Source organism: Halomonas sp. KHS3 (assembly GCF_000830495.1).
In the GTDB taxonomy this organism is placed as follows: Bacteria; Pseudomonadota; Gammaproteobacteria; order Pseudomonadales; family Halomonadaceae; genus Vreelandella; species Vreelandella titanicae.
Window position 1 is genome coordinate 1,304,772 of record NZ_JWHY01000002.1, and the last position, 12,751, is coordinate 1,317,522.

The 12,751-nt window shown below is 56.7% G+C and carries 13 protein-coding genes; 5 read left to right on the forward strand and 8 right to left on the reverse strand.

Translation table 11 applies throughout. The features are described 5' to 3' along the window. Window positions 1-4: 4 nt before the first annotated feature. The gene (locus RO22_RS08025; protein WP_052475561.1) at window positions 5-2,023 is read right to left on the reverse strand and encodes a pyrroloquinoline quinone-dependent dehydrogenase; all 2,019 of its coding nucleotides are present in this window, start codon (window positions 2,021-2,023) and stop codon (window positions 5-7) included. A gap of 10 nt (window positions 2,024-2,033) precedes the next feature. Continuing rightward, a complete protein-coding gene (locus RO22_RS08030) occupies window positions 2,034-2,399 on the reverse strand; it encodes a hypothetical protein (RefSeq protein ID WP_027959048.1) in 366 nt (121 codons plus the stop codon). Window positions 2,400-2,647: 248 nt separating this feature from the next. Here RO22_RS08030 and RO22_RS08035 point away from each other — a divergent pair, with 248 nt between their 5' ends. Both RO22_RS08035 and RO22_RS08040 read left to right on the forward strand, forming a co-directional pair. Then, window positions 2,648-2,887, forward strand: a complete 240-nt coding sequence (locus RO22_RS08035) for a type II toxin-antitoxin system Phd/YefM family antitoxin (protein ID WP_041158022.1) — start codon at window positions 2,648-2,650, stop codon at window positions 2,885-2,887. A gap of 1 nt (window position 2,888) precedes the next feature. Next, window positions 2,889-3,275, forward strand: coding sequence for a type II toxin-antitoxin system VapC family toxin (locus tag RO22_RS08040; protein WP_041158023.1), 387 nt, complete (start codon window positions 2,889-2,891; stop codon window positions 3,273-3,275). 68 nt (window positions 3,276-3,343) lie between these two features. On the opposite strand, the gene epmB is transcribed toward RO22_RS08040, so the two are convergent. Then, a complete protein-coding gene (gene epmB / locus RO22_RS08045) occupies window positions 3,344-4,378 on the reverse strand; it encodes an EF-P beta-lysylation protein EpmB (protein ID WP_041158024.1) in 1,035 nt (344 codons plus the stop codon). A 164-nt stretch (window positions 4,379-4,542) separates the two neighbouring features. On the opposite strand from epmB, the gene efp reads away from it, so the two are divergent. Together efp and epmA are read left to right on the forward strand one after the other, a co-directional pair. Further along, the gene (gene efp, locus RO22_RS08050) at window positions 4,543-5,109 is read left to right on the forward strand and encodes an elongation factor P (RefSeq protein WP_022523987.1); all 567 of its coding nucleotides are present in this window, start codon (window positions 4,543-4,545) and stop codon (window positions 5,107-5,109) included. Window positions 5,110-5,195: 86 nt separating this feature from the next. After that, a complete protein-coding gene (gene epmA / locus RO22_RS08055) occupies window positions 5,196-6,176 on the forward strand; it encodes an EF-P lysine aminoacylase EpmA (protein ID WP_041158025.1) in 981 nt (326 codons plus the stop codon). Between the two features lie 28 nt (window positions 6,177-6,204). On the opposite strand, the gene RO22_RS08060 is transcribed toward epmA, so the two are convergent. Both RO22_RS08060 and RO22_RS08065 read right to left on the reverse strand, forming a co-directional pair. Beyond that, a complete protein-coding gene (locus RO22_RS08060) occupies window positions 6,205-7,713 on the reverse strand; it encodes a DHA2 family efflux MFS transporter permease subunit (protein ID WP_231500663.1) in 1,509 nt (502 codons plus the stop codon). Between the two features lie 38 nt (window positions 7,714-7,751). Further along, window positions 7,752-8,927: an HlyD family secretion protein gene (locus RO22_RS08065; RefSeq protein WP_052475562.1), complete on the reverse strand. Its 1,176-nt coding sequence runs from the start codon at window positions 8,925-8,927 to the stop codon at window positions 7,752-7,754. A 182-nt stretch (window positions 8,928-9,109) separates the two neighbouring features. Here RO22_RS08065 and RO22_RS08070 point away from each other — a divergent pair, with 182 nt between their 5' ends. Next, window positions 9,110-9,763, forward strand: coding sequence for a TetR/AcrR family transcriptional regulator (locus RO22_RS08070; RefSeq protein WP_041158027.1), 654 nt, complete (start codon window positions 9,110-9,112; stop codon window positions 9,761-9,763). Window positions 9,764-9,784: 21 nt separating this feature from the next. Here the strand turns inward: RO22_RS08070 and asd are convergent, their stop codons facing one another. Genes asd through rsgA form a run of 3 tightly spaced genes read right to left on the reverse strand, consistent with a single transcriptional unit; the run spans window position 9,785 to window position 12,509 of the window. Then, window positions 9,785-10,618, reverse strand: coding sequence for an archaetidylserine decarboxylase (gene asd, locus RO22_RS08075; protein WP_041158028.1), 834 nt, complete (start codon window positions 10,616-10,618; stop codon window positions 9,785-9,787). 10 nt (window positions 10,619-10,628) lie between these two features. After that, complete coding sequence (locus tag RO22_RS08080) at window positions 10,629-11,471, reverse strand: sulfurtransferase (protein WP_022523983.1); 843 nt, start codon at window positions 11,469-11,471, stop codon at window positions 10,629-10,631. A gap of 18 nt (window positions 11,472-11,489) precedes the next feature. Further along, window positions 11,490-12,509 (reverse strand): small ribosomal subunit biogenesis GTPase RsgA, encoded by a 1,020-nt coding sequence (gene rsgA / locus RO22_RS08085; protein WP_022523982.1) that lies wholly within the window; start codon window positions 12,507-12,509, stop codon window positions 11,490-11,492. Between the last annotated feature and the right edge of the window lie 242 nt (window positions 12,510-12,751).

The window sequence follows — 12,751 nt, forward strand, 5'->3', positions numbered from 1 at the left end:
AGGGTTACTCTGGCAGCGCGTAGACCGCGATCTGATCACCCACCTGGTCTTTCAGAATGGTATTGCCACCGGAAACAAAGGCGACATATTGGCGGCCATTGTACTCGTAGACCGCGGGGTTCGAGACGGAGGGTGCTTCGGTCTGGTCTGACCAGAGCTCCTCGCCGGTCTCAAGGGAGTAGGCACGCACCTTGGCATCCATGGAAGCGCCAATAAAGATAATATTGCCTGCGGTTACGGCCGGGCCACCGATGGTGGGCGAGCCCCAGCTCTCAGGCATAAAAAAGCCATACTGTTGCGATGCACCCACCGGACGACGCCATTTGATATCACCGCTGGTCATATCCAGGGCGACAAGCTCGCCAAAGGGGGGCTCCCAGCAGGGCATGCCTAGCCGGTTAAGCGCTACCTCAAGGCGCATCCCGTAGGGGGCGCCTTCTTGAGGGGCGAAGCCGCTTTCGTTGCCGGAGCCGCTATCCGCTTTGTCATAATCTTCGCGATTATAGAGTTTTATGTACTGCACAATGTGCGAGGTATTGACGATCGCTGTCTGGCTTTCGGGGTCGAAGGCTACGCCGCCCCACTGAACGCCACCCGCGCTGATGGGAAAGCCAAGGGTGCCTTCGCCTTGGGTCGTCGGTGGGGTGTACATGCCTTCATAGTGAAGATCGTCCCACAATGCGGAACACTCTCCGAAGCTAACCGCGTCGGCCAGCGCCCAGACGTTGGGCTTTTCAGACTGATCTAACAGCGGTTCCGGTTTAGTCGGGAAAGGCTGGGTCGGCGCGTAAACTTCGCCCTCAACGCTGCCGTCGCCGCTGGGTACCGGGCGCTCCTCAATCGGCCAAACGTCTTCGCCTGTTTCGCGATTAACCACGAACAGAAAGCCCATTTTGGTTGCCTGGATGAGTGCCGGTATTTCTTCACCATCTACTGTGATGTCCATCAGCGTTGGTGCGGCATTGATATCGTAATCCCAGATATCGTGATGTACCCACTGCCGCGACCAAACCACTTCGCCGGTCTCGATATCCAGGGCAGTGGTGGATGTGCCCAGAGGCACTTCTTCGGTGCGATTGCCGCCCCAGTAGTTCGGCGAGGGTGAGGAAACCGGCAGATAGACTAAACCACGCTCCTCGTCCGCGGACATATGTGTCCAGACATTGGCGGTGCCGCTTTGATCGCGCATCTCATCTGAAAGTGCCTGGAACGTCCATTGACGTTCTCCAGTGCGGGCATTAATTGAGTAAACGGTGCCGGGTGGCGCCTGTTCGTATGCCCAGTCCATCCCCGCCCAGCCGAGCACCAAGTGGTCTCCCACCACGGTAGGGGGTTGTAGTAGCGAAAGCGGCCAGCGGTCGTTGGTGTCGTTCCACTGGTTGACGTCGAGCACACCGTTATCGGCAAAGTCGGCGCACTGTTCGCCACTATCGGCATCAACCGCGAAAAGCTGTGCATCCATGGTGCCCATATAGATAATTTTCTGACAGGGCTCGCCTGCTACCGGATCGTCGGCTTCCCAATAGGCCACACCACGGTTTTTCAAGGCGGGTTGAGTTAGCGCTTCCAGAGAGGATTGAGTATCGAAACTCCATTTCTCTTCGCCACTACCGGGGTCTAACGCGAGTATGCGGTAGAAGGGAGTACCAATATAAAGGGTATCGTTAGCAAACACCGGGGTCGCTGACCAAACGGTGGCTGGCAACTCACCTGAGCCATCCGCGACATCGCCGGTATGCACTTCCCATACCTTCTCCAGCTCGCCAACGTTATCAGTATTGATTTGATCAAGCGGGCTATATTTTTGGGCATTAAGCTGGCCATGGAAGCTGTTCCAGGTCGGCTCGCCAGGCACCAGCGGGATGGGAGCGCGACTGGGCGCTTCTTCTTGCTCGGGATTCTCCTGCTCACTGGGTTGACCCTGAGCCAGTAACGGCAAGGGCGTAAAACAGATCGCCAGGGCGGTGACTGCGCCTAAGCCTGGGGTTATCGATTTAAACGGGGTGGGTAATAATGTCGGCATGGGCGGCTCCTCAGGTGTGGGTGAGACGGGCGTGATGGGTTGCGCGAACCATATCAACAATCAAGCCGATCAGACCGACTACCATGGCTGCGCTGATCCACCACTGATGCAGCAGCATTCCGGCGAAAAATGTACCGGCAAGCCCGATCAGGATGAGTATCCGCAGTACGATGGAAGCACCACGCCTTTTGACTTTAAAGAGAAGTAACGCCATCACCGCAAGGGCGAGACAGGCCACAATGGCGACCAGTGCCCCGAGCGTTCCAGTGACGCCGGTTAGTGGTGTGAAATAGGCATATAAAGCGATGGCCAGCCCGGCAAGCGAGGCTATTAAGAGGACGAAAGCGCCCGGTCTGGACGAGAGAGATGGTGACATAACGCTATGGCCTCCTGCTGAGTGAGATGCCCAACGTTGAGGCTAATTCAACGTCAGAAATCGTTAGCACTATAACTTTAGCAGAAAACGATATTTTTACGATCTGGGTGACATGTCTTGATTAACTGTAGCAACACCCAGCGCTGTTTTTTCAATGAAGGGGAGGCATTGTAAAAGCGTTCGTCTCAGCTAAACTAGACCTATTAAACTAAGCTTACTAACCAAGTCGCATTTTTAGGAGATTTTATATGGAGGCTATCAATATTCACGAAGCTAAAACACGGTTGTCTCAGCTAGTGGCGAGGGCTGCCGAGGGGGAGGGGTTTATTATTGCCAAAGCAGGCAAACCGATGGCACGCGTGATGGCCATTGATAGCCCTACTTCTGGACAGCAAAAGCGTCTGGGGTTTCTGGCAGGCCAGTTTAAGATACCTAATGATTTTGATCGTATGGGACAGGAGGAAATAGCCGAGATGTTTGGAGGTTGATGTGAATCTACTTCTGGACACGCATGTTTTGCTCTGGGCGGCGGCAGCGCCGGAGAGGCTTTCTGTTGATGCGCGAGCTATGATTAATGACGAAGATAACAGGCTCTATTTTAGCGCTGCCAGCATATGGGAAGTGGTCATTAAGAACAGTCTGCAACGCCCTGATTTTCACGTTGACCCGCACTTGCTGCGTCGTGGGCTGCTGGATAACGGTTATTTAGAACTTTCTATTAATTCATTGCATACACTTAACGTTGCTCATTTACCAGTCATCCACAAAGACCCTTTTGATCGAATTTTGGTGGCTCAGGCAGAAGCTGAGGGATTTTTGCTGCTTACTGCGGATGAGCTGGTGGCTCAGTATGCTGGGCCTATTCGGAGGGTATAACTAACTTGTGGCTTAAGGCTTCAGCACTGGGCCATTCAAGCGTCTCAGTGCCGCTGTTTCAACATGCGTCACAACGGCGTTTTACTTCCCCTTCCAGGAATTTCTCGCACTAGGCGTGGCATTAAGAAACCGGGTAAATGATCGCGAAGATGAGCAACCAGCTCGCGTGCTTCGCTGTCCGGCACATCAAAATGCGCGGCGCCTTGCACAGGATCCAGTACATGCAGGTAATAGGGCAGAATACCCGCTTCGAATAGCCGTTCAGAAAGCGCGGCAAGTGTGGTGACGCTATCGTTCACATTGCGCAGCAGTACACTCTGGTTGAGTAGTGTTGCACCCGCCTGCTTAAGGCGCGCGCAGGCGTCTACCACCGCCTGGTCGATTTCATTGGCGTGGTTAATATGCAACACCACCACCTTTTGCAGGCGTGTAGCTGAGAGCCAACCAAGCAGGGCGTCATCGACTCGGTCGGGAATCACCACCGGCAGGCGGGTGTGAATGCGTAGCCGTTTTAGGTGCGGGATGCTTTCTAGCTGCTCCACCAGCCATGCCAACTGACGATCGCTGGCGGCCAGCGGATCCCCACCAGACAGAATCGCCTCGTGAATAGTGGTGTCAGCGCGCAGGTAATCCAGCGCTTCCTGCCACTGCGCTCTGGAGGGTGAGTTATCGCTATAGGGAAAATGTCGACGAAAGCAGTAGCGGCAGTTGATGGCACAGTTGGGGCTGGCGATAAGCAGCACTCGGCCAGCATACTTATGGATCAGCCCTTTGGTGGGCCGATGTTCGGCTTCTTCAAGCGGATCGACGACGTAGCCATGTGGCGTTAGTGCTTCCTCGCCAAGCGGCAGTACCTGGCGCAGCAGCGGGTCGTTTATGTCGGCATAGGCTATTCTGTTGAGGTACGCTTCAGGCACACATACGTCAAACAGTGCATGTCCAGCCTTGGCGCCCGCCAACCAGTCGTGGCTTAGGCCCAGCCGTTCGCAAAGTGTTTGCGGATCGCGAATGGCATGAGAAAGCTGCTGCTGCCAAGTGGAATGCGCCAGTGAGTCGCGATGGCTTTGCGTTTCAGACGCGGCAATAATGATGTTCTCCTGCAAAAAAGCCCTCCTTCGGGTTATCATGCGCGCACTTATTTAACGACGCCATTTGCAACGCTGCTGGCATATAGCTACTGGTATATAAACCTGCTGACAGCGGCAAAGTATGGTTTCGCGCACCACCTGTTGATACAAATAACTGAAATGGATGATTGAGAGACATTATGGCGAACTATTCTACCAACGAATTCAAGGCCGGTCTGAAAGTAATGCTCGACGGCGATCCTTGTGCGATCGTTGAGAACGAGCTGGTCAAGCCCGGTAAGGGGCAGGCGTTTAACCGAGTTAAACTGCGGAATTTGATGACTGGCCGCGTAGGTGAGAAGACTTTCAAATCCGGTGACTCGCTGGAAGGTGCCGATGTCATGGATTTAGAAATGGAGTATCTCTACACCGATGGTGATATGTGGCACTTCATGAAGACCGATGGCTCGTTTGAGCAGTATGCGGTAGAGAAAAAAGCGCTAGGCGATACCATCAAGTGGCTGAAAGAGCAGGTGCCCTATATCATTACGCTTTGGGATGATAAAGCCATTTCCGTGACGCCGCCTAACTTTATCGAGTTGGAAGTCGTGGAAACAGATCCCGGTTTGAAAGGCGATACGGCACAGGGTGGTTCTAAGCCTGCGACGTTGTCTTCTGGCGCTGTGGTGCGTGTGCCGCTTTTCATTAACCAGGGCGAAGTGTTGAAAATCGATACGCGCAGTGGGGACTACGTCTCACGCGCTTGATCGCTTTCCAGGGTGCTTGTATGTCTTAATGGCCACGCTTTGTGCGTGGCCATTATTATTTAAGGTGATTTTTTCAAGGAGTCGTTATGGCCATTGATTGGCAACCCTCAGCGTCCTTTGAAACGCTGCGCGAACGGGCGCAGTTAATGGCCAAAGTGCGCGCTTTTTTTGCCCAGCGTGACGTGCTGGAAGTGGAAACGCCCGTGCTGGGGCAGGGGGGAAGCACGGATATCCATTTGGTGTCGCTGCACACTCTGGCGCGCACGGACAAAGGGCAGCGCCGTCTATGGCTACAAACCTCCCCTGAATTCCATATGAAGCGCTTGCTTGCAGCGGGCAGTGGGCCGATCTTTCAGCTTGCGCGCAGTTTTCGCGATGGCGAAATCGGCGCTCGCCATAATATTGAGTTCACTATGCTGGAGTGGTATCGGCCGCAGTTTACGCTGGATCAACTGATTGATGAGACTGCGACGCTCATCATGTCACTGTTGCCCAGTTTCCCCGGCCCACCTGTGCATTACCGCTACCGGGAGTTGTTTCATACTTACGTAGAGGTTGATCCGTTCACGACGTCTCTGGATAGGCTGAGGGCGATAGCTGCCGAGCGGGCACAAATGTCTGCCCAATCCTTAGCTGATGAAGGCCGCGAGACCTGTCTTGACCTGTTAATGAGCGTGGTGATCGAGCCGCAGTTAGGCCAGCAGGAGCTAAGCGTGGTAGTTGATTATCCGGCTAGCCAAGCAGCCTTGGCTCGGCGCCATCAAGATGCAGATGGTGAGTGGGTGGCTTCCCGCTTTGAGGTCTATCTTAACGGTATTGAGTTGGCTAACGGCTACGATGAGCTGACCGATGCGGCTGAGCAGCGCACGCGCTTTGCTGAAGATAACGCTGAGCGCCGCCGTTTGGGCTTACCGGAAGTGGATGTGGATGAGCGGCTGCTGGCCGCACTTGAGCACGGAATGCCCGAAGGCGCCGGTGTGGCGCTGGGGATAGATCGCTTGATTCAGTTGGCACTCGGCAAGGCACGCCTGGAAGACGTGCTTACATTCTCAACGCCCAGCTGTTAGCGGCTAGTCGCTAACAGGCTGCAAGCCGTCAAGCCGAAATCCTCCGCAGTAGGAATACCAGCGGTACGCTGGCAATGTAGATCAGTCCCATCCAAGTAAAGATGTCGTTAAAGGCCAGCACTTGTGCCTGCTGAGAGACGCGTTGCGCCAGCATGGCGACGGCGGTGTGATAGGTATCGGGCACCGAGCCGGCGAGCATCGCTTGGTATTTGGCGATCTCCGCTACCACGACCTCGCGGCTAGTATCGATAGCAGGGATGAGCTGATTCCAGTGAAAGTCCTCGCGGATGTCGCGCACCGTATCGATCAGCGCCAGTCCCATGGCACCCCCCAGGTTGCGCATCACGTTAAAAAGCCCGCTGGCGTTGCCTACCTCGCTCGGCGGCAGGGTGCCTAGGGCAATACGCGAGGCTGGAATGATACACAAGATCAGCCCCATGCCGCGCACGATCTGCGGCACGCAGAACTGCCAAAAGCCCGACTCCACGGTAAGATTGGCGTTCATTATGGTGCCCACGCCGACCAGCAGCAGGCCCATAAACAGCATAATGCGCAGATCGAGGCGGTTGGACAGCTGACCGACAATAGGCGCGCAAAGAAACATCGTCAGCCCGGTGACGAACATCACCTGGCCAATTTGCAGGCTCGAATAGCCGCGCACATAGCCAAAAAACAGCGGCATGATGTAGACCAGCCCGTAGAGCGCGATGCCGATGATAAAGCCCATTCCGGCGCCGATGGCAAAGTTGCGGTTGGTAAAGGCGCGCAGATCGACGATTGGGTGGTCGCTGCGCAGGGTGCGGATGAAGAACCAGGCTCCCGCCACTAGGCAGGTCAGGCTGAACAGCAAGATTCGCTGGCTGGCAAACCAGTCATCGCCGGGCCCTTCTTCAAGCACAAACTCTAGCGAGCCCAAAAACACCGCGATCAATACCAGGCCGATCAAGTCCAGGTGGCGCGCGACCGCGTGGTTGGGTTTGTCGATATCGAGAAATGTCCAGGCGGCCCAGCAGACCAGAACGCCGGGGATCACGTTGGCCAGGAACAGCCAGTGCCAGCTGAGCGTCTCGGTGATGTAGCCGCCCACGGTGGGACCCACCGAGGGTGCCATGGTGACAACCATGCCGATCACCGCCTGCACGCTGCCCATCACCCGGCGGGGAAAGATCGAAAAGCTAACTGCCTGGGTAATGGGTATCATCGCTCCGCCCATAAAGCCCTGAATAGCGCGCAGCACGATCAGTTGCTCGATCGAGGTGGCCAGCGCGCAGCCCAGGCTCGCCAGGGTGAAGCCGACGCACGACAGGGTGAAGGCTACTCGAGTGGAGAGAATGCGCATCAGCATGCCCGACAGCGGGATCATCACAATCTCGGCGATCAGGTAAGCGGTCTGCACCCAGGAGATTTGATCCTCGCTGGCTGAGAGCCCCGCCTGGATTTCGTTGAGCGAGCTGGCGACGATCTGAATATCCAGAATTGCCATGAACATGCCAAACACCGCAGCAATGAAGCCAATGCGCTGTGGCCAGGGTGGCATGTCGTTAACGCCCGTCACCGAGCCGGCGGCCGTCTCGCTCATGACTTGGGCCGCTCCGCTGCCAACTGCTTGGCAGGGCGGGAGTCATTTTGTGGTTCAAGATGACGAGTATCGATCTCGGGCACGGCCGATAGCCCGGCGCGCAGTTGGCTCAGCGCCTCGGTGGGGCCGGTGACGCGGATCTTGACCGGCACCCGCTGGACGATTTTGTTGAAATTGCCGGTGGCATTGTCCTGGGGCAGCAGGCTGAACTCGGTGCCGGTGGCTGGCGACAGGCTGTCGACGATGCCTTCGTAGGTAATATCCGGGTAGGCATCCAAATGCACCGCGACTGGCTGGCCGACGCGAATCCGTTCGAGCTGGGTCTCCTTAAAGTTGGCTGCCACGTAGGCCGACTCGATGGGTACCAGTTGCAAAAGCGTCAGCGACGGCTGCGCTAAGGTGCCGACCTCAACGCGTAGATTGCCAATCACGCCGTCCCGGGGGGCGACGATGCGGGTCTTATCCAACTGGTGGCGAGCATAGTCAAGATCGGCGCTAGCGGCGTCCAGATTGGCTTCAGCGCGGGTCACGTCGCTCTCGGCAACGGCTAGCTGCCGCCTGGCCGAGACAACCGCTGCTTGGCTTTCGGCAAGCTTTGCCTGGGCGACACTCAGTGCGGCCTGGTCATCTTCGCGCTGCTGACGGGAGCCATAGTTGTTGGCGGCAAGCGATGAGGAGCGCTCCAGATGCTGGCGCGCCTGGTCAAGATTAGCCTGGGCCGCCTGCTGCTGAGCCGTGGCCTGATCGATAGCCGCCTGCTGCAAATCTACCTGGCGGTGTGATTGGGCGATTGAGGCTGCGGCCACTGCCTGCTGGGCCTCGGCCTGGGTCACCTGGTCGCGGTAGCTCTCGGCGTCTAGACGTATCAGCAGATCGCCTTGCTTGACCGTTTGGTTATCATCTACCGCCACCTCGACGACCCGCGCTGATAGCTCGGCGCGTACCGCGACGCTGTCGGTGCGCACATAGGCATTGTCGGTCTCTTCCATGAAGCGCCCGGTTTGCCACCAGCCCATGCCCCACCAAATTAGCGCCGCCAGGACGATAACCCCCGCCACCATAGCGAGTAACTTGCGGCTAGTTTTGCCGCTGGAGTGGGCATCTTGACCCGCGACGGTATGGCTGCTTTGGCGCTCATCCGGGGGCTCGCCCGGCTTAGTATTCGATGTCATGACCACTCCTTAAGGCAATAGCGCTCCTGCTAGGGGCTCCCTGTGAGGCAAAGACACCTCCCTTGGGAAAAAGACAAATAGTGTAATGAATGCTACATTACATTTCCAGGGCAAAAAATATTACTTCTGTGCGCCGCGTCTTTATAATTAATCCTTCTTTATATACCTCTATAGGAGTGTCAATGCCACGCTCAACCACGCCAGATCCCAACATAACTGATGGCGTAACGTCGCGCGGCGTGGCGCGCCGTGAACGTCTGCTGGACGCTGCCCGGGATGTTTTTCTTGAACAGGGCTATGCCGGTGCCAGCGTTAACGAAGTGGTTGCCCGCGCCGGCGGATCTTTGGCGACGCTGTATAAGCAGTTCGGTAACAAGGAGGGATTATTCACAGCGGCGATGGAGCGTCATATCTCCACCGCTTGGGCAGTGCTGGAGGAGGGGCGACGGGATCACCAAGCCCTAGAGCAGGTGCTGTACGAGCTAGGCCGCCGAATGCTGACGTTGGTGTTCGAGCCGGGCGTGATCCGTTTAGTTCGCGGCTTAGCCTTTGAGGCCGAACGGGCTCCGGAGCTTGGTGAGCTGTTTCTCACTCGCGGCCCCGACCAGACCCGTCAGGCGCTAGCTGCTTACTTAAGCGAGCAGGTGGATAGCGGCCGTCTTGACCTCTACGATCCGCGTGAAGCGGCCGGTATGTTTATGGGAATGTTGCTTGGTGAATGGCACATTGACGCTCTGCTTGGTCGCCATGTGCGTCTTGACGAGACGCGGTGCAACGCTCGAGCTCGACGCTGTGTCGAGCTCTTCCTCTCAGGTGCGGCTAGTGCTTCGACCTAGGTCGTTCAGGGGGAAAGGTCATCAATAAGCTCCCAGCGTTTGCCCCATCTGCACCATGCTGCCCAGCGGATTGTTTGCGAAATTGGGCGGCTTGGCGAAACACATCACCACCGTTGAGCCGAGCTTGAAGCGGCCCATCTCAGCGCCTTTTTCAAGTGTGATAGGTTGGCTAAATTGTGTGCGCTGAGGGCAGCCCGCAAGCGGCGTCACCTGCCCTGACCAGACGGTTTCGATGGCAGCGACGATCATCGCACCAACCAGTACCATCGCCATGGGGCCGTGCTCGGTATCAAAGATACATACTAAGCGCTCGTTGCGGGCGAAGAGGCCTGACACGCAGTTGGCAGTGGCTTGGTTGACCGAGAATAGTCGCCCCGGCACGTAGATCATTTCCCTAAGCGTACCCGTCACCGGCATGTGCACCCGGTGGTAGTCCCGAGGGGAGAGGTAAACGGTGGCAAAGCTGCCGCCTAAGAACTCTTCTGCCAGTGCCGTATCGCCGCCGAGCAGGGTTTGCGCGGAGTAGGTGTGGCCTTTGGCCTGCACCAGTTGTCCGGCCTGTAGGCGTCCGTATTGGGAGAGCGTGCCGTCGGCGGGGCTGAGGATGCCATCGCCCAGTGGGCGGGCATCCGCTTTGAGCGCACGGGTGAAAAAGTCGTTGAACGTAGCGTAGGCGGTGGGGTCTGGCTCTAGCGCCTGGCTCATATCAACGTTGAAGCGCTTGATAAACGTTTCAATCAAGGTGTTTTTCACCCAGGGATTGTCACACTGGGCGAACTGCCCGGTTAGGCGCGAGATCGCGTGGTGAGGCAGCGGATATTGGAGTAGTGAAAAGGCTTTTTGGGAAAGGGTCACAGTAATATTTTCACTTCTCAATCGGTGTGTCGTCGCGGTTGCCCCATTCACCCCAGGAACCCGCGTAGCCGCGCATATTAAAGCCCAGTGCCTTGCCGACCAGCCAGGTGAAGCTGCTGCGGTGGTGGCTTTGGCAGTGGGTGGCAATTTCCATGTCGGGCGTGAGGCCCAGGGCGCCTAGCTCGGTGATCAGCTCGGCGTAATCGCGTATACGTAGCGCGCGGTTGCGATCCATGGCATGGAGCCAATCCATATTGACCGCCCCCGGAATATGGCCCAGGTGCTTGTTGTTACCGCGTAAGCCATCGTACTCATCTTTGGAGCGCGCATCCCATACCGCAAACTGCCTATCATCGAGCTTTTCTTTGATTTCGTCGCAGGTAATCAGGGCTTGGGGGTTGAGAAACTCAGCGTGGTATTCGCTGGGGGTTGGGGCGGTCGGTTCTGTGCTCTCTTCCAGGCCCGCATCGCGCCAGGCGTGAATGCCGCCGTTCAAATAGGAGTAGCGAGTGTGGCCGATCAGGTCTAGCGTCCACAGTAACCGTGCCGCCCAGCCGCCGCCTTCGTCGTCGTAAGCGACCACGTGAGTATCGCGGGTTAAGCCCAGGGCACTGAACAGCCTTGATAGCGCCTCGACGCTGGGAACGTCGCTGGGCACAGGCCCTTCACCGCGCATCAAGTAGCGAAAATCGAGGAAGATAGCCCCAGGCACATGGCCCTGGCGATAGCTATCGCCGTTGACCGGTACATCGATAATCAGCAGCTGTGGGTCATCCAAATGTTCCTGCAGCTGTTCAGGCTCAACGATTAGCGGCAGCAGGTTGGATTCCGACGATTGGCTTTCGGTGCTCATGAGTAACTCCTCTAAATCCTAGCTATCCAAGCTATCAAGTATGCGCCGGTAGCTGGTAAAGCGTGCTGGATGAATCTTGCCTGCCTCGACCGCTGCGAGTAAAGCACAGCCTGGCTCATTGCGGTGGCGGCAGTCGCGGAAGCGGCAGTGACCAATATAGTCGTGAAACTCAATAAAGCCGTCGGTGACTTCCTGCTCGTTGAGGTGCACCAGGCCAAACTCGCGAATACCCGGTGAGTCGATGAGATCGCCGTCGGCCACTTCAGCGCGACTCATGGTATAGAGGCGTGCCGTGGTGGTGGTGTGAGTACCTTTGCGCGAGTCTTCCGAGAGCGCGCCAATGCGCAGGGTTTCATCGGGTAGCAGCAGGTCGATTAGCGAAGATTTGCCCACGCCGCTTTGACCGACGAATACCGAGGTGCGGCCTTCAAGCTGGCTGCGCAGATCATCCAGCCCGGTTTCGGTAGCGGTGGTGGTGCGTACGACGGGATAGCCCAAATCGCGGTAGCGTTCTAATAATTTGCCTAACTCGCCGCCATCTTCTGGCAGCAGGTCGGTTTTATTGAGCACCAGCACTGGCGCTATACCGGTGGCCTCGGCGGCGACCAGATAGCGATCGATAAGGTTGGCGTGAGGTGCGGGTTCGACCGCAAATACGATCAATAGCTGATCAATATTGGCGGCCACCGGTTTGAGCAGGCCGCGAGCGTCGGGGCGCTTTAGCACGCTGTCGCGCTCTTCCCGTGCCACCACCACGCCGGAGCCTTCTTGCCCTGCGCGCCATATCACTCTGTCGCCGGTAACTAGGCCATCCAAGTTGGCGCGTAAGTGACAGCGCACCGGTTCATTATCGCTATTGCGCACCTCCAGGGTGCGTCCAAAGTGAGCAACGACACGGCCCGGCTGTTCGGCACCGTATTCACCGGCGGCGAGTTTTTCAGCGTCTTGCACATCGCGCTTTTCGGCGCGCTGGGCACGTTCCGCCTGGACTTTCTCGACTCGCCACTGCTGCTGGCGACTTAATTTACGTTTGCTCATGACCACCTGATGATCGCTACAATAGATGTCATTGTACCTATCAAAGGTGTGATTGTACTTATCAAAGATGCCATCAAGTAGCCAAGCTCTCCTTGGTAGCTGCTTGATGGGTCTATTTACAGTGTTATTTAAGAAACCTCTGATTAACTATTGCGCTCGGCCATACGGCGTTAAAAATCGTCTCGTGCGCGAGTCCGATCAAAATGCTCATTTACAACCCGTAAACTCCGCTTTTTCGTTGA

What these genes read in the sequence shown, in the direction of transcription:
- RO22_RS08025 (WP_052475561.1), bottom strand. Translation starts at nt 2,023, where the DNA reads ATGCCGACATTATTACCCACCCCGTTTAAATCGATAACCCCAGGCTTA.
- RO22_RS08030 (WP_027959048.1), bottom strand. Translation starts at nt 2,399, where the DNA reads ATGTCACCATCTCTCTCGTCCAGACCGGGCGCTTTCGTCCTCTTAATA.
- RO22_RS08035 (WP_041158022.1), top strand. Translation starts at nt 2,648, where the DNA reads ATGGAGGCTATCAATATTCACGAAGCTAAAACACGGTTGTCTCAGCTA.
- efp (WP_022523987.1), top strand. Translation starts at nt 4,543, where the DNA reads ATGGCGAACTATTCTACCAACGAATTCAAGGCCGGTCTGAAAGTAATG.
- epmA (WP_041158025.1), top strand. Translation starts at nt 5,196, where the DNA reads ATGGCCATTGATTGGCAACCCTCAGCGTCCTTTGAAACGCTGCGCGAA.
- RO22_RS08060 (WP_231500663.1), bottom strand. Translation starts at nt 7,713, where the DNA reads ATGCCACCCTGGCCACAGCGCATTGGCTTCATTGCTGCGGTGTTTGGC.
- RO22_RS08065 (WP_052475562.1), bottom strand. Translation starts at nt 8,927, where the DNA reads ATGACATCGAATACTAAGCCGGGCGAGCCCCCGGATGAGCGCCAAAGC.
- RO22_RS08070 (WP_041158027.1), top strand. Translation starts at nt 9,110, where the DNA reads ATGCCACGCTCAACCACGCCAGATCCCAACATAACTGATGGCGTAACG.
- RO22_RS08080 (WP_022523983.1), bottom strand. Translation starts at nt 11,471, where the DNA reads ATGAGCACCGAAAGCCAATCGTCGGAATCCAACCTGCTGCCGCTAATC.
- rsgA (WP_022523982.1), bottom strand. Translation starts at nt 12,509, where the DNA reads ATGAGCAAACGTAAATTAAGTCGCCAGCAGCAGTGGCGAGTCGAGAAA.